The organism is Nocardia neocaledoniensis, assembly GCF_003182135.1.
Lineage (GTDB): Bacteria > Actinomycetota > Actinomycetes > Mycobacteriales > Mycobacteriaceae > Nocardia > Nocardia neocaledoniensis.
In genome coordinates this window covers 373,810-399,296 of the sequence record NZ_QGTL01000003.1, presented here as the reverse complement: position 1 = coordinate 399,296, position 25,487 = coordinate 373,810, and the positions used below count along the sequence as shown (strand labels likewise).

At 67.2% G+C, this 25,487-nt stretch carries 34 protein-coding genes; 24 read left to right on the top strand and 10 right to left on the bottom strand.

From position 1 onward, the window contains the following. Positions 1-102: 102 nt before the first annotated feature. Positions 103-549: a hypothetical protein gene (locus tag DFR69_RS10020; protein WP_110037194.1), complete on the bottom strand. Its 447-nt coding sequence runs from the start codon at positions 547-549 to the stop codon at positions 103-105. Between the two features lie 303 nt (positions 550-852). Here DFR69_RS10020 and rplN point away from each other — a divergent pair, with 303 nt between their 5' ends. The 6 genes from rplN to DFR69_RS09990 all read left to right on the top strand — a co-directional run bounded on the left by rplN (position 853) and on the right by DFR69_RS09990 (position 3,181). Continuing rightward, positions 853-1,221: a 50S ribosomal protein L14 gene (gene rplN, locus DFR69_RS10015; protein WP_019045060.1), complete on the top strand. Its 369-nt coding sequence runs from the start codon at positions 853-855 to the stop codon at positions 1,219-1,221. 2 nt (positions 1,222-1,223) lie between these two features. Then, a complete protein-coding gene (rplX, locus tag DFR69_RS10010) occupies positions 1,224-1,541 on the top strand; it encodes a 50S ribosomal protein L24 (RefSeq protein ID WP_110037193.1) in 318 nt (105 codons plus the stop codon). 1 nt (position 1,542) lies between these two features. Further along, positions 1,543-2,106, top strand: a complete 564-nt coding sequence (gene rplE, locus DFR69_RS10005) for a 50S ribosomal protein L5 (protein ID WP_019045062.1) — start codon at positions 1,543-1,545, stop codon at positions 2,104-2,106. A 4-nt stretch (positions 2,107-2,110) separates the two neighbouring features. Continuing rightward, complete coding sequence (locus DFR69_RS10000) at positions 2,111-2,296, top strand: type Z 30S ribosomal protein S14 (RefSeq protein WP_014981705.1); 186 nt, start codon at positions 2,111-2,113, stop codon at positions 2,294-2,296. A 172-nt stretch (positions 2,297-2,468) separates the two neighbouring features. Next, on the top strand, positions 2,469-2,756 hold the full coding sequence (locus DFR69_RS09995) for a prevent-host-death protein (RefSeq protein WP_110037192.1): 288 nt from the start codon (positions 2,469-2,471) through the stop codon (positions 2,754-2,756). Continuing rightward, complete coding sequence (locus DFR69_RS09990; RefSeq protein ID WP_208643945.1) at positions 2,753-3,181, top strand: type II toxin-antitoxin system VapC family toxin; 429 nt, start codon at positions 2,753-2,755, stop codon at positions 3,179-3,181. Before DFR69_RS09995 ends, DFR69_RS09990 begins: the two co-directional genes overlap by 4 nt. Positions 3,182-3,215: 34 nt before the next feature. Here DFR69_RS09990 and DFR69_RS09985 read toward each other — a convergent pair whose 3' ends face one another. Further along, complete coding sequence (locus DFR69_RS09985; RefSeq protein ID WP_110037190.1) at positions 3,216-3,575, bottom strand: hypothetical protein; 360 nt, start codon at positions 3,573-3,575, stop codon at positions 3,216-3,218. Between the two features lie 176 nt (positions 3,576-3,751). Next, positions 3,752-3,955 (bottom strand): hypothetical protein, encoded by a 204-nt coding sequence (locus tag DFR69_RS34395; RefSeq protein ID WP_167456213.1) that lies wholly within the window; start codon positions 3,953-3,955, stop codon positions 3,752-3,754. A gap of 99 nt (positions 3,956-4,054) precedes the next feature. On the opposite strand from DFR69_RS34395, the gene DFR69_RS34390 reads away from it, so the two are divergent. Beyond that, the gene (locus tag DFR69_RS34390; RefSeq protein ID WP_167456212.1) at positions 4,055-4,303 is read left to right on the top strand and encodes a hypothetical protein; all 249 of its coding nucleotides are present in this window, start codon (positions 4,055-4,057) and stop codon (positions 4,301-4,303) included. Between the two features lie 24 nt (positions 4,304-4,327). Here DFR69_RS34390 and DFR69_RS09975 read toward each other — a convergent pair whose 3' ends face one another. Continuing rightward, positions 4,328-5,896 carry an alpha/beta hydrolase gene (locus tag DFR69_RS09975; protein WP_244198184.1) on the bottom strand — a complete coding sequence of 523 codons (1,569 nt, stop codon included), beginning with the start codon at positions 5,894-5,896 and terminating at the stop codon, positions 4,328-4,330. A gap of 319 nt (positions 5,897-6,215) precedes the next feature. On the opposite strand from DFR69_RS09975, the gene DFR69_RS09970 reads away from it, so the two are divergent. The 14 genes from DFR69_RS09970 (at position 6,216) to DFR69_RS09905 (ending at position 17,939) form a co-directional block, all read left to right on the top strand. Next, positions 6,216-6,947, top strand: coding sequence for a YoaK family protein (locus tag DFR69_RS09970; RefSeq protein WP_244198183.1), 732 nt, complete (start codon positions 6,216-6,218; stop codon positions 6,945-6,947). Between the two features lie 219 nt (positions 6,948-7,166). After that, entirely contained in the window at positions 7,167-7,565 is a 399-nt protein-coding gene (gene rpsH, locus DFR69_RS09965; RefSeq protein WP_067491077.1) for a 30S ribosomal protein S8, read from the top strand. A 15-nt stretch (positions 7,566-7,580) separates the two neighbouring features. Further along, positions 7,581-8,120, top strand: a complete 540-nt coding sequence (gene rplF, locus DFR69_RS09960) for a 50S ribosomal protein L6 (protein ID WP_019045067.1) — start codon at positions 7,581-7,583, stop codon at positions 8,118-8,120. Positions 8,121-8,122: 2 nt separating this feature from the next. Further along, positions 8,123-8,530, top strand: coding sequence for a 50S ribosomal protein L18 (gene rplR / locus DFR69_RS09955; RefSeq protein WP_110037187.1), 408 nt, complete (start codon positions 8,123-8,125; stop codon positions 8,528-8,530). Between the two features lie 31 nt (positions 8,531-8,561). After that, positions 8,562-9,212, top strand: a complete 651-nt coding sequence (gene rpsE, locus DFR69_RS09950) for a 30S ribosomal protein S5 (protein WP_110037186.1) — start codon at positions 8,562-8,564, stop codon at positions 9,210-9,212. Between the two features lie 2 nt (positions 9,213-9,214). Further along, on the top strand, positions 9,215-9,394 hold the full coding sequence (gene rpmD, locus DFR69_RS09945; protein ID WP_019045070.1) for a 50S ribosomal protein L30: 180 nt from the start codon (positions 9,215-9,217) through the stop codon (positions 9,392-9,394). Between the two features lie 2 nt (positions 9,395-9,396). Next, entirely contained in the window at positions 9,397-9,840 is a 444-nt protein-coding gene (gene rplO, locus DFR69_RS09940; RefSeq protein ID WP_110037185.1) for a 50S ribosomal protein L15, read from the top strand. A 157-nt stretch (positions 9,841-9,997) separates the two neighbouring features. Continuing rightward, complete coding sequence (gene secY / locus DFR69_RS09935; RefSeq protein WP_110037184.1) at positions 9,998-11,320, top strand: preprotein translocase subunit SecY; 1,323 nt, start codon at positions 9,998-10,000, stop codon at positions 11,318-11,320. Beyond that, the gene (locus tag DFR69_RS09930; protein ID WP_110037183.1) at positions 11,317-11,862 is read left to right on the top strand and encodes an adenylate kinase; all 546 of its coding nucleotides are present in this window, start codon (positions 11,317-11,319) and stop codon (positions 11,860-11,862) included. The genes secY and DFR69_RS09930 overlap by 4 nt, the downstream gene beginning before the upstream one ends. Beyond that, a complete protein-coding gene (gene map / locus DFR69_RS09925; RefSeq protein WP_110037182.1) occupies positions 11,862-12,659 on the top strand; it encodes a type I methionyl aminopeptidase in 798 nt (265 codons plus the stop codon). The genes DFR69_RS09930 and map overlap by 1 nt, the downstream gene beginning before the upstream one ends. 81 nt (positions 12,660-12,740) lie before the next feature. After that, complete coding sequence (locus tag DFR69_RS09920; RefSeq protein WP_110037181.1) at positions 12,741-13,820, top strand: BMP family lipoprotein; 1,080 nt, start codon at positions 12,741-12,743, stop codon at positions 13,818-13,820. A gap of 10 nt (positions 13,821-13,830) precedes the next feature. Next, positions 13,831-15,363: an ABC transporter ATP-binding protein gene (locus DFR69_RS09915; protein ID WP_110037180.1), complete on the top strand. Its 1,533-nt coding sequence runs from the start codon at positions 13,831-13,833 to the stop codon at positions 15,361-15,363. Between the two features lie 15 nt (positions 15,364-15,378). Then, positions 15,379-16,653, top strand: a complete 1,275-nt coding sequence (locus DFR69_RS09910; protein WP_110037179.1) for an ABC transporter permease — start codon at positions 15,379-15,381, stop codon at positions 16,651-16,653. Beyond that, entirely contained in the window at positions 16,650-17,939 is a 1,290-nt protein-coding gene (locus tag DFR69_RS09905) for an ABC transporter permease (protein ID WP_208643944.1), read from the top strand. The genes DFR69_RS09910 and DFR69_RS09905 overlap by 4 nt, the downstream gene beginning before the upstream one ends. On the opposite strand, the gene dtd is transcribed toward DFR69_RS09905, so the two are convergent. Beyond that, the gene (gene dtd / locus DFR69_RS09900) at positions 17,940-18,383 is read right to left on the bottom strand and encodes a D-aminoacyl-tRNA deacylase (RefSeq protein WP_110037178.1); all 444 of its coding nucleotides are present in this window, start codon (positions 18,381-18,383) and stop codon (positions 17,940-17,942) included. Between the two features lie 47 nt (positions 18,384-18,430). Continuing rightward, positions 18,431-19,930 (bottom strand): hypothetical protein, encoded by a 1,500-nt coding sequence (locus DFR69_RS09895; protein WP_232996653.1) that lies wholly within the window; start codon positions 19,928-19,930, stop codon positions 18,431-18,433. Between the two features lie 255 nt (positions 19,931-20,185). On the opposite strand from DFR69_RS09895, the gene DFR69_RS34800 reads away from it, so the two are divergent. From DFR69_RS34800 to DFR69_RS09880, 3 genes are all read left to right on the top strand, one after another. Continuing rightward, on the top strand, positions 20,186-22,090 hold the full coding sequence (locus tag DFR69_RS34800; protein ID WP_186817375.1) for a hypothetical protein: 1,905 nt from the start codon (positions 20,186-20,188) through the stop codon (positions 22,088-22,090). Then, on the top strand, positions 22,087-22,884 hold the full coding sequence (locus DFR69_RS09885) for an ESX secretion-associated protein EspG (RefSeq protein WP_110037176.1): 798 nt from the start codon (positions 22,087-22,089) through the stop codon (positions 22,882-22,884). The genes DFR69_RS34800 and DFR69_RS09885 overlap by 4 nt, the downstream gene beginning before the upstream one ends. Positions 22,885-23,007: 123 nt before the next feature. Further along, a complete protein-coding gene (locus tag DFR69_RS09880) occupies positions 23,008-23,328 on the top strand; it encodes a hypothetical protein (protein ID WP_110037175.1) in 321 nt (106 codons plus the stop codon). 55 nt (positions 23,329-23,383) lie between these two features. On the opposite strand, the gene DFR69_RS09875 is transcribed toward DFR69_RS09880, so the two are convergent. Genes DFR69_RS09875 through DFR69_RS09860 form a run of 4 tightly spaced genes read right to left on the bottom strand, consistent with a single transcriptional unit; the run spans position 23,384 to position 25,215 of the window. After that, entirely contained in the window at positions 23,384-23,836 is a 453-nt protein-coding gene (locus DFR69_RS09875; protein WP_110037174.1) for a TY-Chap domain-containing protein, read from the bottom strand. A 48-nt stretch (positions 23,837-23,884) separates the two neighbouring features. Beyond that, positions 23,885-24,331, bottom strand: a complete 447-nt coding sequence (locus tag DFR69_RS09870) for a TY-Chap domain-containing protein (RefSeq protein WP_110037173.1) — start codon at positions 24,329-24,331, stop codon at positions 23,885-23,887. Further along, positions 24,328-24,795: a DUF6301 family protein gene (locus DFR69_RS09865; RefSeq protein ID WP_146229247.1), complete on the bottom strand. Its 468-nt coding sequence runs from the start codon at positions 24,793-24,795 to the stop codon at positions 24,328-24,330. Before DFR69_RS09865 ends, DFR69_RS09870 begins: the two co-directional genes overlap by 4 nt. 36 nt (positions 24,796-24,831) lie before the next feature. Continuing rightward, positions 24,832-25,215, bottom strand: coding sequence for a hypothetical protein (locus DFR69_RS09860; RefSeq protein ID WP_110037171.1), 384 nt, complete (start codon positions 25,213-25,215; stop codon positions 24,832-24,834). Positions 25,216-25,487: the final 272 nt, after the last annotated feature.

Genomic DNA, 25,487 nt, shown 5'->3' with positions numbered 1-25,487 from the left:
GCAGCCGCACCCCTGCTCGTTGCGATCCAGCCCGCCCAGGCTACCGGCGGGCGGGCCGATCGGTGGGGGTAGCGGTGCGCCCGGCCGGTTTCGGGCCGCGCGCTAGTCCGAGGAGATGCCCGCGCTGCCGGTGGCCACGTCGCAGGCGAGTCCGCTGCCCGCGTCGATGATCTTCATGACGGTGGGCACCCGCTTGGTCACCAGCGGCGCGCCGGTGGCGTGCAGCAGCAGCGACAACTGCACCTCGACCTGGGTTTCGACGTGGTAGTAGGCGGTGGCCTTGGCGACGGTGACACCGCCGACGGTCACTTCCAGGTCGACGGTGTCGCTGGCGAAGAACTTGCCGTTGGCGACGAAGTCCACCTGGGCGCCGACGTAGTCGTCGAGGCCGACGACATCGATCTTGGAGGTGCAGCCGACCGTGAGGGTGTCGGTGAGCATGTCGATGATCGGGCCGGCCGTGGCATGCGGCGCGGCCAGGGCGAGTGCCGCGGCGAAGGCGCCCGCGGTCGTCGCGAGGCGGCGGGTGGTCGGCAGGGTGATGCTCATGGGTGGCTCCTCGTCAGCTCGTCCCTCGACGAGCAGGGGGACCGTAGCAACGGCGTGAGCGCGCTCACGGCAGTTTGAAACATTCTCGCTTCAAAATTACGGGAACGACCCCCGATTTGGGTCGACCTGGGGATTCACCTACACTAGACCGGTTGCCTGCGGGAGCTCTGCGCCCGCAATCCGGCAGTGAACCCCCAGTGGTAGGTATTTCCGCTGGCAGGCGCGCGTCCGGAGGGTGACTGACCATGTGCGTCGGGTCGGCAATCCGGCGTACGTATACATCCAGGTCCAGGAGGTGCTGAAGTGATTCAGCAGGAGTCGCGACTGCGCGTCGCCGACAACACCGGGGCGAAGGAAATCCTTTGCATCCGCGTGCTCGGTGGCTCGTCGCGTCGCTATGCCGGTATCGGTGACATCATCGTCGCCACCGTCAAGGACGCCATCCCCGGCGCGAACGTCAAGAAGGGCGACGTCGTCAAGGCTGTCGTCGTGCGCACCGTCAAGGAGCGCCGCCGTCCGGACGGTTCCTACATCAAGTTCGATGAGAACGCTGCCGTGCTCATCAAGGCGGACAACGATCCGCGTGGCACCCGCATCTTCGGCCCCGTCGGCCGCGAGCTGCGCGACAAGCGCTTCATGAAGATCGTTTCGCTGGCCCCGGAGGTGCTCTGACCATGAAGGTGCACAAGGGTGACACCGTTCTCGTCATCGCGGGCAAGGACAAGGGCGCCAAGGGCAAGGTCATCCAGGCCTACCCGGCGAACAACAAGGTCCTCGTCGAAGGCGTGAACCGGATCAAGAAGCACGTCGCGGATTCCGCGAACCAGCGTGGCGCCTCTTCGGGCGGCATCGTGACCCAGGAAGCCCCCATCCACGTGTCCAACGTGATGGTCGTCGACTCCGACGGTAACCCGACTCGCGTCGGCTACCGCACCGACGAAGAGACCGGCAAGCGGGTTCGGATCTCCCGTAAGAACGGGAAGGACATCTGACATGACCACCTCTGAGCAGACTCAGCCCCGGCTGAAGGCGCGCTACCGCGCCGAGATCAAGGACGCGCTGAACAGCGAGTTCGAGTACGCCAACGTGATGCAGATCCCGGGCGTGGTGAAGGTCGTCGTCAACATGGGTGTCGGCGACGCCGCCCGTGACGCCAAGCTGATCAACGGTGCCATCAAGGACCTCGAGCTGATCACCGGTCAGAAGCCGGAGGTCCGCAAGGCCACCAAGTCGATCGCGCAGTTCAAGCTCCGTGAGGGCATGCCGATCGGCGCGAAGGTCACCCTCCGTGGCGACCGCATGTGGGAGTTCCTGGACCGCCTGGTCTCCATCGCGCTGCCCCGTATCCGCGACTTCCGCGGCCTGTCGCCGAAGCAGTTCGACGGCAACGGCAACTACACGTTCGGCCTGAGCGAGCAGTCGATGTTCCACGAGATCGACGTGGACTCCATCGACCGCCCGCGCGGTATGGACATCACCGTGGTGACCACTGCGACCAACAACGAAGAAGGCCGTGCGCTGCTCAAGCACCTCGGCTTCCCGTTCAAGGAGAACTGAGCACATGGCCAAGAAAGCACTGGTCAACAAGGCCAACGCCAAGCCGAAGTTCGCGGTCCGCGCCTACACCCGCTGCCAGCGTTGCGGCCGCCCCCACGCGGTGTACCGCAAGTTCGGCCTGTGCCGCGTGTGCCTGCGCGAGATGGCCCACCGTGGCGAGCTCCCTGGCGTGCACAAGAGCTCCTGGTGACCTCGCGCTCCTCGTGAGCGCAGCCACCTAGGCGAATATCGAACGAAGGCACGGACTTCCCCCGGAAGTCCGTGCCTTCGCGCGTTTATTGGTATGAAGCGCGGCCTCCTTGGCAGGGCAAACCCACCTCGAGCCAGTACCACGCCGTGGCACGCCGAGGTACTCTTGGGTTATGGGCGTTCCTGAGCAGTCACCTTCCGAGATCAGCGTTCGCGCGTTCGTCAACGACTCCGGGCGGATGACGAGGAGTCTTCGCGACGGTGAGAGGTTCGTACTCACGCTGAACGGCGAGCCATTGGCCGACGTGATACCGATTCGTCGAAGTCGCTTCGTCTCGACCGCGAGGGCTCAGCAGTCCTTCGTGGGCGTTCCGGCGCTGGACGCCGACGAATTGCGCCGCGACCTCGACGCGATGGTGGATGACGAACTTGCCGACGACCCGTGGCCGGTGGACGAGTGAGCCGCTACGACCGGGGTGTGCTGGACACGTGCATCGTCGCAGCTCTCGGCCTGTTCGATCTCGCTGATCTTCCGGTGGAGTCGGCTATCACGGCTGTCACGTTGGGTGAGTTGTCCCATGGTCCGCACGCGACCGATGACGTTATCAAGCGAGCCAACCGAATTGCTGTATTGCAGCGGGTCGAGGCGGAATTCGGTGAGGCTCTGCCCTACGACAGCCGAGCCGCGCGCGTATTCGGTGTGCTCTGTGCCCAGGTTCATGCCGTCGGCCGCAGCCCACGTCGCCGAAGTTCGGACTTGATGATCGCGGCTACAGCGGCGAGTAACGGGCTGCCGTTGTTCACAACGAATCCAAAGGACTTCGCGGGCCTGGAGTCGGTGCTCACGGTGGTTCCGGTCGTCCGGCCTTCGGGTGCGACCGGCTAGCAGGTTATATCTCGCGCAGCCGCTTGTGGTGTTGCTAGGGCACTACCCACGTGCCGAGCACGTTGCCGGAAACCTCGCCACGCAGGACCACCTCCGTCGGCGGCGATGGCTCGGTGATGAGCGGGAACGATGCTGTCCCGGTCGCGGTGGTGCCGTCGTAGAGGTAGCCGACGGTCGGTTCGGTCGTGGCCGGAATCAACCTGCCGTCGGCGAAGGAAAGGCTGTAGCTGATTGTCGCCGGGTCGGTCGACTGCGTTCCGCGGTGTGCGAAACGCACCGATACGGTGCAGCTTTCCAGACGACCGTCGCAGTACCAGTCCGCGACGGTGATCTCGGTAACCGTTGTCGCGGCGCCGTTGTAGTTCAACACGGGGATAGCGGCGGTTTCGCCCATCTGATAGCTGGCGCCGGGTGCGGCGGATGCGATCGAGCCGAGTACGGCGCATGCGCCGAAGGAAACTCCGAGAGTCACAGTCGCAAGCCTTCGCATGAGCCCTCCAAACATCGATGGTTCCCGACCGATAGACCAGCTTGGTACTGGTGAGCCCCACCGTTGGTCACGGTGAGATGTCATGAAGCGCTCGATTTTTCCTGCTGAATCACTCGCGGGTCACGGTCCGGTCCGCGCCGCAGGTTCGCACCTGCCCGCCATTCCGCCCACGCCTCGTCGAGCAGTGCCGCGACGGCGTCATAGGTCTCCCAGGTGTCCGGGGTGTGGTCGTCGGCGCGCAGGTCCTGGCGGTAGGCGGCCGCGGCGAACTCCCCGGCGTGCACAAGAGCTCCTGGTGACCTCGCCCTCGCGGAGTCGACCGAACTGGGTGAAATATCTTCATTTCACTCTTGTGGAACGCGACGGTGGTGTTCGCTTGGCGCATGAAGAAGATCGCGGCCGTCGCCGTCCTTTCCAGCGCGCTCCTCGCCACTCCCGCAGTCGCCACCGCGGCCCCCGCCGCACCGGCCCCGGTCGCCGAATCCGGTTCAGCCGGAGGCGGAAGCGGGGCAGGTGGCGGGTCGGGCTCGTCGGAAACGGCGTTGATCTGCTCGCCGCTCGCTCAACTGGCGTTCGCCACCGGCAGCGTCGAGAAGCCGCCGCTCTACGACCTGCTCTGCCTGATCAGCTGAGACCGGTGACGGCCCGCCGCGGAATCAGGCGAAGGGGGAGCGGTCGATGCCGCAGCGGGTGCCGTCCGGGGGGAGTTGGCCGGTGAACAGGTAGTCGCGTTTGACGTGTTCGGCGCAGGTGCTGGGGACGTACATGCTGCTGTGGCCCGCGCCTTCGAGGACGACGAGTTGGGCGCGGGCGAGCTGGGTGGCGCCGGCGTAGGCGCCGTGCAGCGGGGTGGCGGGGTCGTAGCGGCTGTTCAGGACGAGGATCGGGGCGGCGGTCTCGCGGTTCCACGGGCCGGTGTAGCGGTCGAGGTCGCGGGTGGGCCAGAAGGCGCACGGCATGGCGTTGAAGACGGCGGTGCGGCCGAAGTAGGGGTTGTGCAGGTCCTCGGCGGCGGCGATCCGGCTGTACGCGGCGGGATCGGTCGGGACGGTGCTGTCGGCGCACTGGATCGTGTAGAACGCCTCGACGCGATTGGCGGGATAGTTCTTGTCGAACAAGGCATCCGGGACGCGGGCGGGCAGCGTGGTCGCCGCGTCGAACAGGTTCTGCAACAGGACCGCGAGATCGGGGTAGGTCTCGGGGCGCGAGAGGCTGCCCGCGGTGCTCACGACCTGGGAGAACGTCCACGGCGTTCCGTCGAGCGTGATCGGTGCCAGGCGCGCCCGCTCGGCCAGCGCGAGCCACTTGAGCTTCGGGTCGCCCGATGAGAAGGCGCAGCGCGGTCCTGCCGCCGAGCAGTCGCGCAGGAAAGCGTCGAAGGTCTCGGCGATGCCGACCGCCACGCCCTGCCTGGTGTCGAGCGGCAGGTTCGCGCCGTCGGTGCCGTGTCCGTCGGCATTGCCCTCGAAGTCCAGCGAACCGTCGAAGGCCATCGCCCGCACCCGGCCGGGGAACATGTTGGCGTAGACCGCGCCGACCTGGGTCCCGTAGGAGATGCCGTGATAGGTGAGCGTGGCGTCGCCGACGGCGCGGCGCAGCAGGTCGAGATCGCGCGCGGTGTTGGCGGTGGAGGCGTGCGCCAGGATCGGTCCCGCCTGCGCGGCGCAGCGCGCGGCGATATCGGCGGACCTGGCGAAGAACTCCGGCTCGTCGCGCGGGTCGGTGGGAGTGCCGGGGAAGGACCCCAGGTACTGCTCCTGCTCTTCGGCACTGGCGAAGCAGTGCGCTCCCGCGCTGCGTGACACTCCGCGCGGATCCCAGGAGACCAGATCGAAGCGGGCGCGCAGCTCCGGGGAGAACAGCCACGGCCACCGCGCCCGCTCCCGCAAGCGATCCACTCCGGACGGGCCGGGCCCGCCGAAGTTCACGAACAACGTCCCGATCCGCTGACCGGGGTCGGCGGCGGGCAGCTTGATCACCGCGAGGTCGATCTGCTCACCGTGCGGGCTGTTGTAGTCGAGCGGCACCCGGGCGGTCGAGCACTGGAAGCCGTCCTCGCACTCGGCCCAGTTCAGCGCCGGTGTGGCGGCATCTTCGGCGAGCCGGTCGAGGTAGGGATCGGCCGCGTGCGCGGACGGCACCGAGAGCACGCCGACGCCGAGCGCGGCGGTCAGCACGCTGACCAGTGCTCGGCGAGTTCCACGGCGCGCGGAGCGCGAAAACACCTGCCGAGCCTCCTGCACAGATCCGACGAACTTCGCGAAGCTACCACATCGGTACCTCGGCTCACGATCGGAAGTGATTGGGCTCGAACGGGATTCACCACCGGGCAGGCGTAGAGCGGGCTACGGCCCGGCCGCGCGGGTTACCGCGAGATTACGTGCGGTGAATATTCCTGTGCAATTCCCGAGAATGTGATCCCGGCACTGGTCGGCGCAATTTTTCGCCGCTACGTTCGGAATGGTCGCGTGACAGCGAAACAGGTAGTTGGGTGTCAACGTAGATCCCCTGTTCGGCAACAAACAGAGGATGTGGATTGTGACCGTGACCACAGAAAAAACCGGCCGTGACCTGGACCACCGGCCGCCGCTGCGGGGCATACCGACCGGCGCGATGCCGCTGGTCGCATTTCTTTCCGCGCTCGCCGGATTTATCGGCGCCGCCGCATATACGCATTCCGCCGGATATTTCGTCACCTTTATGACGGGAAATACCGAGCGGGCAGTTCTGGGCTGGTTCGACAATGACCGGCTGCTCGCCGTCGGCGCCCTGACGCTGCTGGTCTCCTTCGGCCTCGGCGTCTTCGTGGCCTCGCTGTTGCGGCGGCGGATGTGGCGCAACGACCACTACGGCGCCTCGGTGGTGACGACGGTGGCGCTGGCGGTGGCCGCGGTCGTCGACTACGCGCTCGACCGGACCGGCGGCCAGGAGGTCGGCTTCATTCCCATCTCCTTCGTCGCCTTCGCGGTCGGCGCGCTCAACACCGCCTTCGTCAAGAACGGCGAGACCGCCGTCCCCTTGAGCTACGCCACCGGCACGGTCGTGAAACTGAGTCAGGGCATCGAGAGTCACGTGAGCGGGGGATCGGTGCGCGACTGGCTCGGCTACGGCCTGCAGTACGCGGCGTTCGCCGGCGGCGCGCTGCTCGGTGGCGTCACGAGCCTGGTCGTCGGCGGCGAGCTGATGCTGATCATGGCCGCGGGCGTCTCGGCCGCGGTGATCCCGCTCACCTCCACCGGTCGCGCGGGCCGGTATCGGACCCGGATTTTGTCCTGACCACGGCATTGCCTACACTAGACCGGTTGCCTGGGCACATCTGTGTCCGCTGCCGCCCAGCGCGGGTGGACGAGTTGCCAGGCACCGAGAGCTCGTTACGAGAACTCATCCGGTCGGTAAGTGCCGCCCGGACCAGCCGAATTGTTGTAGGCCCACGGTCGCCGCGCGAGCGGTGACGCTGCATGGGAACCGCAGCGAGAAAGGTGTCGAGGTCTAACCATGACCATGACTGATCCGATCGCAGACTTCTTGACGCGTCTGCGCAACGCCAACTCGGCGTACCACGATCAGGTGAAGGCGCCCCACTCCAAGCTCAAGGCGAACATCGCCGAGATCTTGAAGCGTGAGGGCTACATCGCCGATTACCGCACCGAAGACGCGCCGGTGGGCAAGGCCCTCGTCGTCGATCTGAAGTACGGCCCCAGCCGTGAGCGCAGCCTGCAGGGCCTGCGCCGCGTCTCGAAGCCGGGTCTGCGTGTGTACGCGAAGTCCACCAACCTGCCCAAGGTCCTCGGCGGCCTCGGCGTGGCGATCATTTCCACGTCGACCGGTCTGCTCACCGACCGTCAGGCGGCCAAGCAGGGCGTGGGCGGCGAAGTCCTCGCCTACGTCTGGTAAGGGAGGTCAGGACAAATGTCGCGTATTGGTAAGAAGCCCATCGAGATTCCGGCCGGCGTCGACGTCACCATCGACGGCCAGGTCGTCACGGTGAAGGGGCCCAAGGGCACCCTGTCGCACACCGTCGCCGAGCCGATCACCGTCACCAAGGGTGAGGGTAACGAGCTGGAGGTGGCCCGTCCCAACGACGAGCGCGCCAACCGCTCGCTGCACGGCCTTTCCCGCACCCTGATCGCCAACATGATCGAGGGTGTCACCAAGGGCTACGAGAAGAAGATGGAAATCTTCGGTGTCGGTTACCGTGTGGCCGCCAAGGGCTCGAACCTCGAGTTCGCCCTGGGCTACAGCCACCCGGTGCCGATCGAGGCCCCGGAGGGCATCACCTTCGCGGTGGAATCGCCCACCAAGTTCTCTGTGTCCGGCATCGACAAGCAGAAGGTCGGCCAGATCTCCGCTGTCATCCACGGACTGCGTAAGCCCGACCCGTACAAGGGCAAGGGCATCCGCTACGCCGGCGAGGTCGTTCGCCGCAAGGTCGGAAAGACGGGTAAGTGATCATGGCGCAAACCGAAAACCAGAAGGCCAAGCGTATTCCGCTGGGCAAGGACGCTTCCACGAAGCGTCGTCTGTCGAAGACCCGCCGTCACTTCCGTCTGCGCAAGAAGGTCGTCGGCACCACCGAGCGTCCGCGCCTGGTGGTCAACCGCTCCTCGCGGCACCTGCACGCCCAGCTCGTCGACGACTCGGTCGGCAAGACCATCGCCGCCGCGTCCTCGATCGAGGCCGATGTGCGTGCGCTGGAGGGCGACAAGTCCGCCAAGGGCGCGAAGGTCGGTCAGCTGATCGCCGAGCGTGCCAAGGCTGCCGGTATCGAGGCGGTCGTGTTCGACCGTGGTGGTCACGACTACCACGGCCGCATCGCGGCGCTGGCCGATGCCGCTCGTGAAGGCGGGTTGAAGTTCTGATGACTGTTATTTCGAACGGAAGGAACGTCTGATGCCGGGACGTCAGCGGCGTGACGGCGGCAACGGACCCGCCGGACAGAACAGCAATGGCCCCGAGGGCAACCGTGGCGACCGCCGCGGTGGTGGCGATCGTCGCGGTGGCGGCGACCGTCGGGACAACGCTGCCGAGAAGAACCAGCTCGAGCGCGTAGTCGCGATCAACCGCGTCTCCAAGGTCGTGAAGGGTGGTCGTCGCTTCAGCTTCACCGCCCTCGTGATCGTCGGTGACGGCAACGGTCTGGTCGGCGTCGGCTACGGCAAGGCCAAGGAAGTTCCCGCGGCCATCCAGAAGGGTGTCGAGGAGGCTCGCAAGGGCTTCTTCCGCGTCCCGATGATCGGCTCGACCATCACCCACCCGGTTCAGGGTGAGGCGGCGGCCGGTGTCGTCATGCTGCGTCCGGCTTCGCCCGGTACCGGTGTGATCGCCGGCGGCGCGGCGCGTGCCGTGCTCGAATGCGCCGGCATTCATGACATTCTGGCCAAGTCGCTCGGTAGCGACAATGCGATCAACGTCGTTCACGCGACGGTTGCCGCGCTCAAGATGCTCCAGCGTCCCGAAGAGGTTGCCGCGCGTCGCGGTCTGCCGATCGAGGACGTCGCTCCGGCGGGCATGCTGCGTGCGCGTGCGGGACAGGGAGCCTGACAATGGCTGATCTCAAGGTGACCCAGATCAAGAGCACCATCGGCGCCAAGGCGAATCAGAAGGACTCCCTGCGTACGCTGGGCCTTCGCAAGATCCGTCAGAGCGTTGTCCGTGAGGACAACGCCCAGAACCGCGGCCTGATCAACGTCGTGCGCCACCTCGTAACAGTTGAGGAGGTCTGACAATGACCATCAAGTTGCATCACCTGCGTCCTGCGCCGGGTTCCAAGACCGAGAAGACCCGTGTGGGTCGCGGTGAGGGTTCCAAGGGCAAGACCGCGGGTCGCGGTACCAAGGGCACGAAGGCACGCAAGAACGTCTCCCCGGCGTTCGAGGGTGGCCAGATGCCGCTGCACATGCGTCTGCCGAAGCTGAAGGGCTTCAAGAACCAGTTCCGCACCGAGTACCAGGTCGTGAATGTGGGCCGCATCGCGGAGCTGTTCCCCGAGGGCGGCACGGTCGGCAAGGCCGAGCTGGTCGCGGCCGGCGCCGTTCGCAAGAACGAGTTGGTCAAGGTCCTCGGCGACGGTGAGATCGGCGTGGCGGTCCAGGTGACCGCCGACAAGGTGACCGGCTCCGCCAAGGAGAAGATCACCGCGGCCGGTGGCACTGTCACCGAACTGGCCTGACGGTACTGTTAGTCAGCAGTGGACACCGGACGAGTCGCGAGCTCGTCCGGTGTCACTGTTAGAGTTCAAGTGTTGTCTGCCAAAGCTCGTCATCGGCTGACGTTTCCGTAAGAACCGAAGTCGCATGGCATGACCATGTCGTTCGCCAGGAGGATCTGTGCTTTCCGCCTTCGTATCGGCCTTCCGGACTCCGGACTTACGGCGGAAGATTCTCTTCACGCTGGGGTTGATCGCGCTGTACCGGTTGGGTGCCGCGCTGCCGTCCCCCGGTGTCAACTACCAGAACGTCCAGGACTGCGTGAAGCTGGTCTCCGGCGGTGAATCCGCCGGTATCTACCAGCTCATCAACCTCTTCTCCGGTGGTGCGCTGCTGCAGCTGTCGGTGTTCGCGATCGGCATCATGCCGTACATCACCGCGAGCATCATCATCCAGCTGCTGACCGTCGTCATCCCGCGCTTCGAGGAGCTGCGCAAGGAAGGCCAAGCAGGCCAGACCAAGATGACGCAGTACACCCGCTACCTGTCGATCGCGCTGGCGATCCTGCAGGCGACGGGTCTCGTGGCGCTGGCCGCGCGTGGTCAGCTGCTGCAGGGCTGCCAGGAGGACATCCTCGAGGACACCGGCATCTTCGGCATGATCGTCATCGTGCTGGTGATGACCGCGGGCGCGGCCCTGGTCATGTGGTTCGGCGAGCAGATCACCGAGCGCGGCGTCGGCAACGGCATGTCGCTGCTCATCTTCGCCGGTATCGCCGCGCGCATCCCGATCGACGGCAAGTCGATCCTGGACACCCGCGGTGGCCTCGTCTTCGGCCTCGTCTGTGTCGCCGTGCTGGCGATCATCGTGGCCGTGATCTTCGTCGAGCAGGGTCAGCGCCGGATCCCGGTGCAGTACGCCAAGCGCGTCGTCGGCCGCAAGATGTACGGCGGCTCCTCGACGTACCTGCCGTTGAAGGTCAACCAGGCCGGTGTCATCCCGGTGATCTTCGCGTCCTCGCTGCTCTACCTGCCGAACCTGATCTCGCAGCTCACCGGTTCGGCGACGGCGACGGACCCGAGCTGGTGGCAGGAGATCATCCAGAAGTACCTGGTGAATCCGTCCAACCCGGTCTACATCGCCATCTACTTCGGCCTGATCGTTTTCTTCACCTACTTCTACGTCGCGATCACCTTCAACCCGGAGGAACGCGCGGACGAGATGAAGAAGTTCGGCGGCTTCATCCCGGGCTACCGTCCCGGCAAGCCGACCGCCGACTATCTCAACTTTGTTCTGAGCCGCATCACCCTGCCTGGCTCGATCTACCTCGGCTTGGTCGCCGTGCTCCCGAACCTGTTCCTCGACATGGGTAACTCGGGTGCGGTCGCGAACCTGCCGTTCGGCGGTACCGCGGTGCTCATCATGGTCAGCGTGGGTCTCGACACGGTCAAGCAGATCGAGAGCCAGCTGATGAATCGAAATTACGAAGGGTTCCTCAAGTGAGAGTTGTTCTGCTCGGTCCGCCGGGTGCCGGCAAAGGTACTCAGGCCGTCCTGCTGTCGGAAAAGCTGGGCGTTCCGCACATCTCCACCGGAGACCTCTTCCGCGCGAACATCAGCCAGCAGACCGCTCTCGGGCGTGAAGCGCAGAAGTACATGGACGCGGGCGACCTCGTCCCCAGCGATGTCACCAATCGCATGGTCGAGGCCCGGGTGGCCGAGCCGGACGCCGCCAACGGCTTCGTGCTCGACGGCTACCCGCGCACCGTCGACCAGGGCGACGCGCTGAAGAAGATCCTCGAGCACAACGGCACCGCGCTCGACGCCGTGCTGTGCTTCGTGGTGCCGGAGTCGCTGCTCAAGGAGCGCATGCTCGCCCGCGGCCGCGCCGACGACACCGACGAGGTGATCGACAACCGCCTGCGCGTGTACCGCGAGGAGACCGAGCCGCTGCTCGAGTACTACGACGGTCTGGTCGTGACGGTCGAGGGTGTCGGCGAGGTCGAGGAAGTCAACAATCGGGCGCTGAAGGCGCTCGGCCACTGATGGTCTTCAGCCGGAAGAAGAAGGTCGTGCCGTTCCGGACGGCGGGCGAGCTCGACGCCATGCAGGCGGCGGGCGCGGTCGTCGGCCGGGCGCTCGTCGCCGTCCGCGCGGCGGCCAAGCCGGGCGTGTCGACGCTGGAGCTGGACGAGGTCGCCGAGCAGACGATCCGCGACGCGGGCGCCGTCCCGTCGTTCAAGGGCTACCACGGTTTCCCCGGCTCGATCTGCTCCTCGGTCAACGACCGGGTGGTGCACGGCATCCCCTCGGCGCAGGAGATCCTCGCCGAGGGCGATCTGGTCTCGATCGACTGCGGCGCCATCCTCGACGGCTGGCACGGCGACTCGGCCTGGACCTTCGGCGTCGGTGACATCATCGAGGCCGACCGGCTGCTGAGCGAGGCGACCAAGCTGTCGATGGAGGCCGGCATCGCCGCGATGCTGCCCGACAACCGGCTCACCGACGTCTCGCACGCCATCGAACTCGGGACCAGGGCGGCCGAGCAGGCGCACGGTCGCAAGTACGGCATCGTCGACGGTTACGGTGGCCACGCCATCGGCCGCGAGATGCACATGGACCCGTTCCTGCCGAACGAGGGCGCGCCCGGCAAGGGCCCGCGCCTTGTGGTCGGTTCGGTGCTGGCGATCGAGCCGATGCTCACCCTCGGCACCACCCAGACCGAGACGCTCGAGGACGACTGGACGGTGGTCACCACCGACGGTTCCCGGGCCGCGCACTGGGAGCACAGCGTCGCCGTCACCGAAGACGGCCCCCGAATTCTCACGTTGCGTCCGGAATAAGTTCACGAGCGCACGAAAAAAGGTCTGGTTACAAAACCGTCGAATCAGGACGCGAGCGGCGTGATCCTGTATCTCTGAGCTATGAGATCTGGGATCGCGCTGATCGCCGCCGTGGCGACGGCTCTGCTGGCGGGCTGTGCCGAGCCGCCCGCGGAGTCGCGCTATACCGGTTCCGGTAACACCTACGGCTCGGCCACCGCGGGGTTCGAGACCTGCATGGTCACCGACGCGGGCGGCGTCGACGACAAGTCGTTCAACGAATCCGGCTGGAACGGTGTCAAGGCCGCGGTCGACGCCAACCCCGGCATCTACGGGTCGTATCGGCAGTCCAACAGTTCCGCCGACTACGAACCGAATCTGCGCGCCTCCGCCGACGACGACTGCGATCTGGTGATCGGCGTCGGCGGGTTGATGGCCGAGGCGGTGGCGCAGGTGGCGGCCGAATATCCCGACACCCGCTTCGCCATCGTCGACGCGCACGTCGACCTCGACAACGTGTACTCGATGGAATTCAACGCCGCCCAGTCGTCGTATCTGGGCGGCTATCTCGCCGCGGGAACCAGCGAGACCGGCAAGGTCGCGACCTGGGGCGGCATGCAGATCCCGGCCGTCACCATCTTCATGGACGGATTCGCCGCGGGCGTCGCGAAATACAACCAGGTGCACGGGACCTCGGTCGTGGTGCTCGGCTGGGATGTGGCGGCCCAACGTGGTTCGTTCACCGGCAATTTCGACGACACGAGCGCGGGCCGGTCCCTCACCGAGAACTTCATCGCCCAGGGCGCCGACGTGATCCATCCGGTGGCGGGGCCGGTGGGCATGGGCGGCGCCTCGGCCGTGCAGGACTCACCGGGGGTGAGCATGATCTGGGTCGACTCCGACGGTTTCGAGGCGGTTCCGGAGTACCAGCACATCATGCTGTCGTCGTCGATGAAGGACATCTCCTCGGCGGTGCGCAGCGCCATCGACAACGCGTTCACCGAGGGGCCCACCGACGGTCGCTACATCGGCACGCTCGGCAACGACGGTGTCGGGCTCGCACCGTTCCACGACTTCGAGCAGCGGGTGCCCGCGTCCGTGAAACAGGAGCTCGAGGTACTGCGCCGCGACATCGTCGACGGCAAGATCGTGGTCACTTCGCCCGCGGCCCCCACTGCCTGAGGAGATCCGGATGCGACTCGAAGTACGCGGACTCACCAAGACTTTCGGCGATTTCGTGGCCGACGACCACGTCGACCTGGTGGTCGAACCGGGCCAGGTGCACGCGATCCTCGGGGAGAACGGCGCGGGCAAGTCGACCCTGATGAACATGCTCTACGGCATCCTCGAGCCCACCAGCGGGGAGATCCTGATCGACGGCGCGCCGGTGCGGTTCCGTTCGCCCGCCGACGCGATCGCCGCCGGAATCGGCATGGTGCATCAGCACTTCAAGCTGGTCGGCCCGTTCAGCGTGGCCGACAACGTGCAGCTGGGCAACGAGCACGCCAAGCGGGGCGTGCTCGACCGCGCGGCGGCCAGGAACGCCGTGCGGGAGGTGTCCGAACGATACGGTCTCGCGCTCGATCCCGATGCCGTCTGCGCGAACCTGCCGGTGGGCGTGCAGCAGCGGGTGGAGATCGTGAAGGCGCTCTCCGGCGACACCGACCTGCTGATCCTCGACGAGCCGACCGCCGTGCTCACCCCGCCCGAGGTGGCCGAATTGCTCGGCATCATCCGCAATCTCACGGCGGCGGGCATGTCGGTGATCTTCATCAGCCACAAGCTGCGGGAGGTGAAGGCCATCGCCGACACCATCACCGTGTTGCGGCGCGGCAAGGTGGTCGCCGAGGCCTCGCCGCGCGACAGCGAGGCCGAGCTCGCCGCGGCCATGGTCGGTCGCGCGGTGACGCTGTCGGTGGAGCGGCCGCCGGCTGAGCCGGGCGAGGTGGCGCTGGCCGTCAAGGACCTGACGGTGCTCGGGGAGCGGGGCATCGCCGCGCTCGACGGCCTGAACCTGACGGTGCGCGCGGGCGAGATCGTCGGCCTGGCCGGGGTGGAGGGCAACGGGCAGACCGAGCTGGCGCGCGCGATTCTCGGCACGGTCAGGGCCGCGGCCGGTTCGGTGGAGCTGGCCGGGGCCGAGGTGACCCAGTGGCAGCCGTACCGGCGGATCACCGCGGGGCTCGGCTACATTCCGGAGGATCGCGGGCGTGACGGGCTGGTCGGCGATTTCAGCGTCGCCGAGAACCTGGTGCTGAATCAGTATCGCGACGAACCGTATTCGCGGCGCGGGGTGATGGACACCGCGGCGGTGGACGCCCTGGCCGACAAGTCCATCGCGGAATTCGACATCCGCACGCGTGGGCCGGGGGAGCTGGTGACGTCGCTGTCGGGCGGTAACCAGCAGAAGGTGGTGATCGCCAGGGAGTTCTCCCGTCCGCGCGCGGTGCTCGTCGCCGCCCAACCCACCCGTGGCGTGGATGTGGGCGCGATCGAGTTCATCCACTCCCGGCTGGTGGCCGAACGTGATTCGGGGACCGCGGTGCTGCTGATCTCCGCCGAACTGGACGAGATCCTGGCGCTGTCGGACCGGATCGCGGTGATCCACAACGGCAAGATCGTCGGCGAGGTCGCCCCGGACACTCCGCGCGAGGTCATCGGGCAGCTCATGGTCGGCCATCGCCCCGACGACGACACCTCCGCCGATCCCGCCGCCGCGCGCTGACCTCCGAGGACTCCCATGCCGAGTACGACCACCGAGCCGGACATCGACTCGCCCCGACCGGAACAGGACAAGCCCGGATTCGGCCGCACCTTCGCCAGGTACCTGACCGAGGCCAACGGCGTGATGGTGACGGTCTATTCGCTGCTGCTGGCCTTCGCCCTCGGCGCGCTGCTGATCATCGTCTCCGATCCGTCGGTGCGCCGCGCCTGGGCCTACTTCTTCAACCGGCCCGCCGACGCGCTGAGCTTCTCCTGGATCGCCGTGAGTACCGCCTACCGCGACCTGTTCGAGGGCGCGATTCTCGATATCGGCCGCCTGCAGGAGTTCTTCGCGGGCGACGCGACGCTGGCCCAGGTGCTGCGGCCGATCTCGGAGACGCTCACCTACACCACCCCGCTGATCTTCACCGGTCTGGCCGTCGGCCTCGCGTTCCGCGCGGGGCTGTTCAATATCGGCGGGCACGGGCAGTTCATCTTCGGCATGCTCGGCGCGGTGATCGTCGGCTTCGCGGTGGACCTGCCGCCGCTGCTGCACGTGCCCCTCGCGCTGCTCGCCGGCGCGCTTGCCGGCGCGATCTGGGGCGGTATCCCCGGTGCGCTCAAGGCGAAAACCGGCGCGCACGAGGTGATCTCGTCGATCATGCTGAACAACATCGCCACCTATTTCCTGCTGTGGGCGCTGGGCACGACGTTCCTGCACTCGACGACCTCGCAGGAGCTGGTCTCGAAACCGGCCGACATGTCGGCGCGGCTCCCGCGGCTCCTCGGCTGGGCGGGCACCGGTCTGCGGGTGAGCGTGGGTCTGCTGATCGCGCTCGCGCTGGCCTTCGCGGTCTGGTGGCTGTTGCGCAAGTCCACCTTCGGCTATCGGATCCGCGCGGTCGGCGCCAACACCGATGCGGCCGCGAGTTCTGGCATCGACATCGGGCGCACCTTCGTCACCACGATGGGCGTGGCGGGTGGGCTGGCCGGCGTGGGCGGGGCTGCGCTGGTGCTCGGCCTCAACCCGTACACGGTGAATCCGGGCACGGTCGCCGAGTACGGTTTCGACGGCATCACCGTCGCGCTGCTCGGCCGCGCGCATCCGGGCGGGATCGTGGCCGCCGCGCTGCTGTTCGGCGCGCTGAAGTCCGGCACGCTGCACATGCAGCCCGCCATCCCGGTGGAGATGTCGACCTTGCTGCAGGCGGTGATCGTGCTGTTCATCGCCGCGCCGGCCCTCGTGAAAACCCTGCTGCGACTGCGCACCCCGCGCGGTGGCCTCAACACTCTGGAAGCGAGGGGCTGGTGAGTACGACCATCGCGGCACCGAAGCCGGTCGTCGACGAGGCGACCCGGCACCGCACGGCGGGCATCGTCTTCCTCGTGCTCGCCGCGGCGCTCGGCGGGCTCGGCCTGCTGTTCGTCGACGGCGAGCGGACCACCACGTTCACCCTCGATCAGACCACCGAGGGCAGCTGGACCGTCGGCACGCTGGCCGTCGTCCTCGCCCTGTGCGTGCTGACGGCGGCGCTCGGCGTGCTCCTGCTCGTGCGTCCGCTGGGCCCGCGCCCGCACGGGTGGACCGTCGGTCTCGCGGTGGCGGCGCTGGTGGTCGCCGCGCTGTCGTGGATCGTCACGCCCGGCGTCGGTTTCCCGGTCGAGTTCGTCCTGATGACCACCCTGTTCCTGGCGCTGCCGTTCATCTTCGGCGCGCTGTCGGGGGTGGTGTGTGAGCGCTCCGGCGTGATCAACCTCGGCATCGAGGGGCAGTTCCTGGCCGGGGCGTTCACCGCGGCGCTGTTCGCCTCGATCAGCGACAACCCCTATGTCGGCATTCTCGCCGCGCTGGTCAGCGGCATGGTCTCGACGCTGCTGCTGGCCTGGCTGGCCACCCGGTTCGCGGTGAACCAGCTGGTCACAGGCGTGATCTTGAACCTGCTCGCGCTCGGGCTCACCGGGTTCCTGTTCGAGCGCCTGATGCGGATGGACCATTCGCTCAACGAGCCGCACACGGTGCCGCGCTTCGGCGGGTTCTTCGAGGACATCGGCCTCGGCTTCCTGCCCGACATCCCCGTCATCGGCCCGGCGCTCTTCGATCAGAACCTGTTCGTCTATGTCGCGCTGGTCTGTGTGGTGGGCCTGACCTACCTGCTGTTCAACACCCGCTGGGGTCTGCGGACCCGCGCTGTCGGCGAACATCCGGCGGCCGCCGACGCGGCGGGCATCGACGTGAACCGGCTGCGCTTCTGGAACGTCACCGTGGCCGGCGCCCTGTCCGGCTTCGGCGGCGCGTTCTTCACCATCGCCAACAATGTCTCGTTCAGCAAGAACATGACCGCCGCGCTCGGCTTCGTGGCGCTGGCGGTAATGATCGTCGGCCGCTGGCACCCGGTCGGCGTGCTGTTCGCCGCCCTGCTGTTCGGCTTCTGCAGCGCGCTGCAGCGGTTCCTGAACACGATGCCGGGCAACCCGATCCCCACCGAGTTCCTCGGCATGCTGCCGTATGTGGTCACCCTGGTGGTGGTCGCCGGCTTCATCGGCAAGGCCGTCGCCCCCGCGGCCGACGGCATCCCGTACCGCCCGGGCGACAAGTAGTCAGCCCTCGAGTAGCACCGTGACCGGGCCGTCGTTGGTGAGGGCGATTTCCATGTGCGCGCCGAAGCGGCCGGTCGCGACCTCGGCGCCGAGTTCGCGCAGGGCCGCGGCGAACGCGTCGACCAGGGGTTCGGCCTGGGGGCCCGGCGCGGCGGCGTTCCAGGAGGGGCGGCGGCCCTTCGCGGTGTTGGCGTAGAGGGTGAACTGGCTGACGACCAGGATCGGCGCGCCCAGATCGGCCGCCGAGCGCTCACCGTCGAGGATGCGCAGCCGCCACGTCTTGTCCGCCAGCGCCTTCGCGGTGGCCTCGGTGTCGGAGTGGGTCGCGCCGACCAGCGCGACCAGCCCGTGCGGGCAGCCCGCGGCGGCCGGGTCGATCCGGCCGACCACTTCGTCGTCGACGGTCACTTCGGCGCTGGTCACCCGTTGCAGTAGCACTCGCACGGTTCCCGATCATGCCGGGTGTCCGCGCGGTCCGGCCCGGCGGGTTGTCAGGACTTGCCGAAGAACAGGATGTCGGGCCCGAACTCGGTGAGCGGGCGCTGCTCGGCGGCCTGCCGGATGCCGCTGCCGGGCAGTTCGGTCACCTTGGCGAACATTCCGGCATTGCCGAAGGCCGCCCTGACCTGGGTCTCGGAGGCGTAGTCGGCGCCGTAGTCGGCCAGGGTGGCGAAATCGAGCGGAGCCAGCGGCGCGTCGAGCGGTGCCTGCCCGGCCGGACGGCCGAGCGCGGCGTACTGGGTGGCGACACCGTTGTCGTAGAGGCACAGCTCATAGGAGATGTTCTCGATGGTGGCGACGGTGAGCACCGGCCATTTCTCCGAGAGCGCCACCGCGAGCGGATGCTTGCCCAGCGCGCCGATCTCCCAGTTCAGGCTCTTCACCGAAATCCAGCTGCCCGAGGACTTCTCGACGAGAACCACATCCGCGCCCAGCTCGGTCGCCGGGTTGACCACGGGTTCCTTGACGCCCCAGTGCTTTTCGTGCACCCCGGCGAAGCGTCCCGCGTCGACCTGCTCGGCCCCGTCGCGGGCGAACGCCGCGATGATCGCGGCGCGCACCTGCATCAACGCGTCGGGCGCGGTACAGCGCACGGCGATCGCGCCGTAGGTCGCCGAGATCTCCACCGGCCGCGACGGCGGCTCCGGCATGGCACCCGCGGCCAGCGGCTTGAGGCCGACCAGCGCGAGACGCCAGTTGATCTCGTCGATGGTCGCCAGGTCGCCGCCCGACTGGTACAGGATCTGCTGCTGGGTCAGCCTGCCCGCGCGCTCGAGGGTCGGCGCGTTGAGTTTGATCAGCGCCTGCGTGGTCTTGAGCGTGAGATCCAGGTCCTCGATCCTGGTCTCGCGCAGCTTCGCGGTGCTCGCCGGCGAGGTGAGCTCGGAATACAGCGCGCGGTAGGTCGCGATCGCCTGCTTGCGCGAGCGGCCGACCATCATCGTGCGCAGCAGCGTGCTCAGGCTCGCCAGGTACTTGCCCGGCTGCTCGGGCGAGCGCGCGTACATCGCCGCTCTGATCCGCACCGCCGACTCGGTCGCGGCCACCGCGGCCTCGTGATCGAGCCGCATCAGCCACACGCCGCACTTGGACAGGCCGTCGGCGCACATCGCCGACACATCCGGGTAGTCCTGCGCCACTTGCCGATACGCCGAACAGGCACTGCGGATCGTATTGGTCGCGAGCTGCCGGTGCCCGACCAGCCTGGTCGCCTGCTCGAACAGCCGCAGCGCGTCCTGCAGGGCGCCCGCGTACTCGTAGGAGACATAACCGCCGACCAGCCAGTGCAACCGGATGGCCACCGCTTCCTGCGCCGGCTCCAAGGCCTCGGCGGTACGGTCGCGTTGGGACGGATCGTCGCGCGTGGTGAGCAGTCCCTGGGCGAGCTCGGTGAGGGAACCGGCCAGCTTCAGGAAGTCCTCGGGTCGCTGACCCCTGGTGTTCGCACGGTCGGCTGCGACGCGCCGTTCGAGGCCGCTCAGGTCGGTCATGAGCAGTTCCATCGCGACGTCAATCCTGGCCTCATCCATCGTTCGAGCACGGCCGCTACCCGGCCGCTGGTGGTCGTTCGAGTTTGTCACAGATCGGCCAGGCCCGCCGGATCGTCCGCCGAACCCGGATGTTCATCCCAGCGCAGATCGGTGTTTCCGTGTGGCTGTGCATATTTCGCATGGCTCACTAGAATGCGAGGCGATGGAGCCGACTGCGCGAGGGTCGTCGGTGGGGTGCTGCGAGGAGCGGTTGGCGTGGGCGATTCTCCCTTCGAGGGTGCTGCGGACAAGGCGAAGATCAAGGTCGAGACAGGCGCCGCGCTCCAGGCCGCCAAGGCGTGCAGTACCGCGATCGAGGTGGTCAAAGGCTGTCAGGGGTTGATCGAGAGCAGGCAGCTCAACGTCTTCACGATGTCCAAGCTGGGCGGGGCCGAGGTCTACGCCCCGGAGAAATTGCAGCCCCGGTTCGTCACCGAGGCCACCGAGTGCAAGGACACCCTCGGCAAGTTCGTCGACTCGCTGGAGGACATGGTCGACATGTTCAAGGCCGCGGGGGAGAAATACACCGGCACCGACGAACTCTCGGCCTCGGAATTGTCGGCGCTGAAAGGCAAGAAGACAGACCTCGGCAATGTGTCGTCGAAACCCGGCGCCAAGGACATGTCGGGCGCGGTGAAGAACGCGGGCACCTACAATCCCACCAACCAGGACATCGAGACCCGCGACGGCAAGATCTACGTCCAGCACAACGACGACATCGATACGGCCAAGGTCCCCAAGGACGTCCAGGCCAAGCCGGAGCCGGCCGAGGGCGAGATGCCGTACCGGGAACCGTCGAGTATGAGCTGGCGGGATCTGTACGACCTGGGCTACCGCATCGGCTGGACCGAGATCACCGAGGACGCGCCGATCTGGGGCCTGATGGCCAGCCAGCTCAACGGTGCCGCCTACGACCTGAGCCAGGCGATGCAGACGATCACCACCACCACCTGGGAGAGCCAGGGTGGCGAGACCGCGTTGGCCGCGGTGCAGGGATTCTCCAAGTCGGTGTCCGACCTCGCCGGCTCGTTCAAGCTGATGCAGGCCAACCTGCAGTACACCGCGGACTGGTTGTACGCGACCAACTCCTGCATGCCGGTCTCGCCCGACGAGGGCTGCGGTGACGATGTCGGTGAGGTGCAGGAGCTCTACCGCAAGCACTACATCGAGGGGCTCAAGCAGACCCAGAAGATGTTCCCGGCCGAGGTGCTGCCGGAGGCGCCGAAGGGCGCGATCGGGCCGCCGCCGAAGAAAGAGGAGACCGGCGGCCAGCAGAACAACGGCCAGCAGAACAATGGTCAACAGAACAATGGTGGGCAGCAGTCCGGCGGCGGGCAACAGTCCGGCGGCGGGCAACAGTCCGGCGGTGGACAGCAGTCCGGTGGTGGACAGCAGGCGAGCAGCCAGCAGCAGGGGAGCACCCAGCCGTCGGCCGAGTTCATGGCGGCGCAGCAGGCCTTGGCCAACCAGGGCAAGGGCACGGGTTCCACCGGCGGTGGCTCCGGATCCGGGTCGGGCTCCGGTTCCGGGTCGGGTTCGGGGTCCGGTTCGGGCAGCACCGGCGGAACGGGAAGTTCGTCCGGCAGTTCGGGTTCGGACGCCATGTCCTCGCTGATGTCGACCATCTCCGGGGTGGTCTCCTCGCTCACCCAGGCGCTGCCGAGCGTCACCCAGGCGTTGCAGCAGATCGCCTCGACCGACCTGTCCTCCGCCACCCCGGACCTGTCCCAGCTCACCTCGCTGCTCGGGCAGTACCCGGACCTGGCGACCGCGATCTCGGAATCGCCCGAGTTCACGCAACTGCTGGAAACCAATCCCGAGTTGCGGTCCGTCGCGGAACAGCTCGGCCTCACGGTCGAGGAGCCCGTGGAGGAGGCCGCACTGGCCGGACCCGCGCCGGAGGAGGCGGTCGCGTCCGCGACGGGCGGGGCCTTCCCGCGGGCGTCGCTCCCGAGCCTGCCCGATTTCAGCTCGCTCGGTGATCTCGTGGAGCCGGTGATCGCGGCCAGCGTCGGGGTGCCCGCGGAGCCGATGACGGTGGCGACCGAGGTCATCCAGGACGGCGAGACCGCCACCGAGGGTGCCAGTGCCGCCTACGCGCGTCCGGCGGCCGACGCATGAGCCGCACCTGGGAGTTCACCGATGTCGAGTTCAAGGTGCTGTGGGACAGGTTGGTCGGCGGCCACATGCCGCGGCCACTGAGCTTCCTGTCCACCACCATGCTGATGCACGAGTTCGATCAGGAGAAGTACGACACCTGGCAGCGGCTGCAGTCGGTGATCGATCCCGCGCTGCGTACCGCGGTGGACGTGCTGGCCCGCCCCGATGTCTATCTGCGGCTGCGGGGGTGGAACGACCGTGAGCGCGACGACGCGCAGCGGTGGCTGAAGGCGCGCGCCGCGCGGGCCGGTGCCAACGGCTACGTGATCCACCAGCTGCCCGGCGCCACCCCGGCGCACAGCGGCGGCTTCGTCCTGACCGATTGTGGCCCCTACGGTCTCACCGACGCGATCCTCGACCTGATGCCGCAGGCCGGGCCGGGCCGGGACGGCGTGATTCCGCTCGTCACGGACCAGCAACCAGAACCGGACGTCTACGCGCCACGCGCCTCGATGATCTTCGAGGAGGCCGACACCGGCATCGCGCGCCGCAGCGCGGAGTTCTTCGAGATTCCCGCCGACCGCACCGGCACCATCAATATCCTGCAGAACCAGTCCATGTTCGGCTCGCGCGGCATGCATCGCGACATCCTGGTCTGGCGTGACCTGCCGGACGACGGCCGCTACGTCATCGAGCTGCCCAACGAGAACCCCGCCGCCACACCGATGTCGCGGGCGGATCTGGCCGACAAGGTGGACAAGTCGATCGAGCGCATGATGTCGCGCGTGGAATCACACTGGGAAGCCAACGTTTAGGAGTCCCCGGCTTACATCGTTCACAGCGGTGTCACCCGGGGTTCGTTCCCCCGTGCGAGGCTGTTGCGCACGCGAAAGAGTTGTGGTGTGCTCGAAAGCACCACTCGTGGAGGGATGAGGGCGATGGGCACTTTCGAATACGACGCCGACAACTTCCGGACCGCGGCGGGCAAGTCGCGCAGCGTCGGCAACCAGCTCACCAGCATCATCAACACGTTGAACAGCTCGCTGACCAGCCGCGGAAACGTCTGGGGCAACGACAAACTCGGTAAGACGTTCAACAACGGCCCCGGCGGTGACGACGGCTACGACGCCTCCTGGACCGCCACCAGCGAGAACGTCAAGACCATGGCCACGTCCATGGGCGAGTTCGCTGACGGCCAGACCGAGAGCGCCGACTACATCGACAAGATGGAAAAGGGCAACCGCGACGGCCTGAAGTAGGCGCTCGCAGCAGCCCTGCTCCTCGAGCTCGATATTGCGGTCGTTTACGACAGCATTACTGCATCGGCTGTCGGTTCAGGCCGAGGGTTGGCAGGTCGAGGGCTGGGTGGCCGGCGCGGTCTGACCAGGCGTCGTAGACGAGTTCGGTGGGGCCGGTGATGGTGTAGCCGTCTCGGAGTCCGGTGACGGCGAGTTCGGCGGCGCGGCGGCAGTCTTCGGTCGTGACCGGTTCGTCGAAGTCGACCCACCACAGATGGCCGTTGTCCACGTCGGGCTGGTTCCAGCCGCCGGCGGTGATCGCCTGGTATCCGGCGGGGGTGGGGCGTCGGTTCTCGTCGAGGTAGCGGTCACCGATCAGCTGTGCCGACAGCACGTCCTCGTCACGGGCGAACTGCACGAATCGGCGGATGCGAGCGGGTTGGGGTTCGAAGACGATCACCCGTGCGCCGAGCGGAAGATTCGCGAGCTCGGCTTTCAGGTGTTCGGCGAAGGCGGTCCAGCCGGTCACAGCAGCCCTGCCGGGAAAGCTCAACACCCTCGTCGCATTCGTTCGGCATCAGGTCTCGTCACGGATGCCCAGGCCGGGCAGATGGAGGCGGGCGTTGCCCGCCCGCTCCACCCAGCCCCGGTAGACCAGCTGCGCGGGGGATTCGATGCCGAAGCCGTCGCGGAGGCCGGTGACGGTGAGTGCGGCGAGGTGTTGGTAGTCGTCGGTGGTCGCCGTCCACGGGAATTCGATCCACCAGTTGCCCATGTGCTCTTCGTTCGGCTGGTTCCAGCCGGCCTCGGTGATGGCCCGTACGCCGTCGTCGCCGGTGTGGAAGGCGGGCTCGAGCCATTCGTCGCCGGTGAGCTCGGCTGAGATGACGGAGCCGGTCTTGAGGAACTGGGCGAAACGCCGCTCTCCCGGTTTCGTCGATTCGCCGATCACCAGCACGGAGCTGTCGGGCGCACCCTGGAGCTCGGCCGCGAGCCCGCGGGCGAACGCGGTCCAGTCGGTCACAGCAGGCCCTGGTCTTCGAGTTCGATATTGCGGTCGTCTGCGGCCAGTCGTGAGTTGGTGGTCAGATTCAGCCATACCGAGGCTGCGGAGCGAATGAGCACGATCGTGGCTTTCTCTCCTGCCCATCGGTATTGCAAGGGCGGGCCGGTCAGGCGTGCGGTCGGCTCGCCGAGCTTGGTCGTGATCGCCGCGGCGATGTCGTCGAAGGCTGCTGTGACCTGGGCATTCTCGCCCGCTTCGGCATAGTCGGTGAGTTGCAGCTCGATCCCGGTGACCTGCCCGTTCTTCGCGTTGATCGAGCCGCTGTCGAGGCCGAATCCGATGTCGAGCATCATCCCCCGTGGTCGGCTGGAGATCGTGTGCCAGCCGAACTTCTCCACCAGGGCGGAGGCGTCGTCGAGGGCCCAAGACCAGTCGAGTCCGTGCAGCGCGCTCGCCAGTTCGGCTGCCTCGTCGGCAGGCATCGCTTGCCAGTTCGTCATCGGTGCCTTTCCTTTCGGTCAGAAATACGACAGGAATGCCGCGTCGAAATCGGGGTCGCGGGTGTCGAAGTTCTGGGGGGTGTGGTTGAGGGCGCGGACGTGGTCGACGAACTCGGTGGGGAGGGTGAGGGGCTGTTCGGCGAGGTATTTCAGGGAGTCCTCGCGCCAGATCCAGACGCCGTCGGAGTACAGGGAGGGGCCGCCCTCGATGTCGACGCCTTCGGTGAACAGGTCGGGAGCCTCGCCCATGACGTCGAAGATCGCGCGGACCTTGCGCATGTAGTTCAGGATCTGGTCGCGGTCGTCCTCGACTGCGCCGGTGGGCGCGTCGTGTACCGAGGGCAGCTCGTCGTGCGTGCCCTCGTACATCTCGCGGTACATCACCACCGGCTTCAATTCCATTGCGTGCGTCCCGTTCTCGATTTCCTGGAGTCTGTGCCCGGCCGCCGTGCCGCTCGGCACGGGTCCGCCGGTCGTGCCCGCGCCGCGGCGAGCCGCCGACTCCGATCCTTCGCGTGGACCGCCGGGTCGTCAAGTTCACCCATGCGGACAGGTGACCGACGGCGCCGCGGGGTTCGTTCCAGCCGCTTGGCGTTCATTCTGCCGTCACTCCCGGTTCGCCGGTGCCTGCGACTCTGTTGCGCAGGCGAACGAGTTGTGGTGTGCTCGGTTCG

Excerpts from the sequence above, each read along its gene's own strand:
- DFR69_RS10020 (WP_110037194.1), bottom strand. The coding sequence starts at position 549 with ATGAGCATCACCCTGCCGACCACCCGCCGCCTCGCGACGACCGCGGGC.
- rplX (WP_110037193.1), top strand. The coding sequence starts at position 1,224 with ATGAAGGTGCACAAGGGTGACACCGTTCTCGTCATCGCGGGCAAGGAC.
- rplE (WP_019045062.1), top strand. The coding sequence starts at position 1,543 with ATGACCACCTCTGAGCAGACTCAGCCCCGGCTGAAGGCGCGCTACCGC.
- DFR69_RS10000 (WP_014981705.1), top strand. The coding sequence starts at position 2,111 with ATGGCCAAGAAAGCACTGGTCAACAAGGCCAACGCCAAGCCGAAGTTC.
- DFR69_RS09995 (WP_110037192.1), top strand. The coding sequence starts at position 2,469 with ATGGGCGTTCCTGAGCAGTCACCTTCCGAGATCAGCGTTCGCGCGTTC.
- DFR69_RS09985 (WP_110037190.1), bottom strand. The coding sequence starts at position 3,575 with ATGGGCGAAACCGCCGCTATCCCCGTGTTGAACTACAACGGCGCCGCG.
- DFR69_RS34390 (WP_167456212.1), top strand. The coding sequence starts at position 4,055 with ATGAAGAAGATCGCGGCCGTCGCCGTCCTTTCCAGCGCGCTCCTCGCC.
- rpsH (WP_067491077.1), top strand. The coding sequence starts at position 7,167 with ATGACCATGACTGATCCGATCGCAGACTTCTTGACGCGTCTGCGCAAC.
- rplF (WP_019045067.1), top strand. The coding sequence starts at position 7,581 with ATGTCGCGTATTGGTAAGAAGCCCATCGAGATTCCGGCCGGCGTCGAC.
- rplR (WP_110037187.1), top strand. The coding sequence starts at position 8,123 with ATGGCGCAAACCGAAAACCAGAAGGCCAAGCGTATTCCGCTGGGCAAG.
- rpsE (WP_110037186.1), top strand. The coding sequence starts at position 8,562 with ATGCCGGGACGTCAGCGGCGTGACGGCGGCAACGGACCCGCCGGACAG.
- rpmD (WP_019045070.1), top strand. The coding sequence starts at position 9,215 with ATGGCTGATCTCAAGGTGACCCAGATCAAGAGCACCATCGGCGCCAAG.
- rplO (WP_110037185.1), top strand. The coding sequence starts at position 9,397 with ATGACCATCAAGTTGCATCACCTGCGTCCTGCGCCGGGTTCCAAGACC.
- map (WP_110037182.1), top strand. The coding sequence starts at position 11,862 with ATGGTCTTCAGCCGGAAGAAGAAGGTCGTGCCGTTCCGGACGGCGGGC.
- DFR69_RS09920 (WP_110037181.1), top strand. The coding sequence starts at position 12,741 with ATGAGATCTGGGATCGCGCTGATCGCCGCCGTGGCGACGGCTCTGCTG.
- DFR69_RS09915 (WP_110037180.1), top strand. The coding sequence starts at position 13,831 with ATGCGACTCGAAGTACGCGGACTCACCAAGACTTTCGGCGATTTCGTG.
- DFR69_RS09910 (WP_110037179.1), top strand. The coding sequence starts at position 15,379 with ATGCCGAGTACGACCACCGAGCCGGACATCGACTCGCCCCGACCGGAA.
- DFR69_RS09895 (WP_232996653.1), bottom strand. The coding sequence starts at position 19,930 with ATGACCGACCTGAGCGGCCTCGAACGGCGCGTCGCAGCCGACCGTGCG.
- DFR69_RS09885 (WP_110037176.1), top strand. The coding sequence starts at position 22,087 with ATGAGCCGCACCTGGGAGTTCACCGATGTCGAGTTCAAGGTGCTGTGG.
- DFR69_RS09880 (WP_110037175.1), top strand. The coding sequence starts at position 23,008 with ATGGGCACTTTCGAATACGACGCCGACAACTTCCGGACCGCGGCGGGC.
- DFR69_RS09865 (WP_146229247.1), bottom strand. The coding sequence starts at position 24,795 with ATGCCTGCCGACGAGGCAGCCGAACTGGCGAGCGCGCTGCACGGACTC.
- DFR69_RS09860 (WP_110037171.1), bottom strand. The coding sequence starts at position 25,215 with ATGGAATTGAAGCCGGTGGTGATGTACCGCGAGATGTACGAGGGCACG.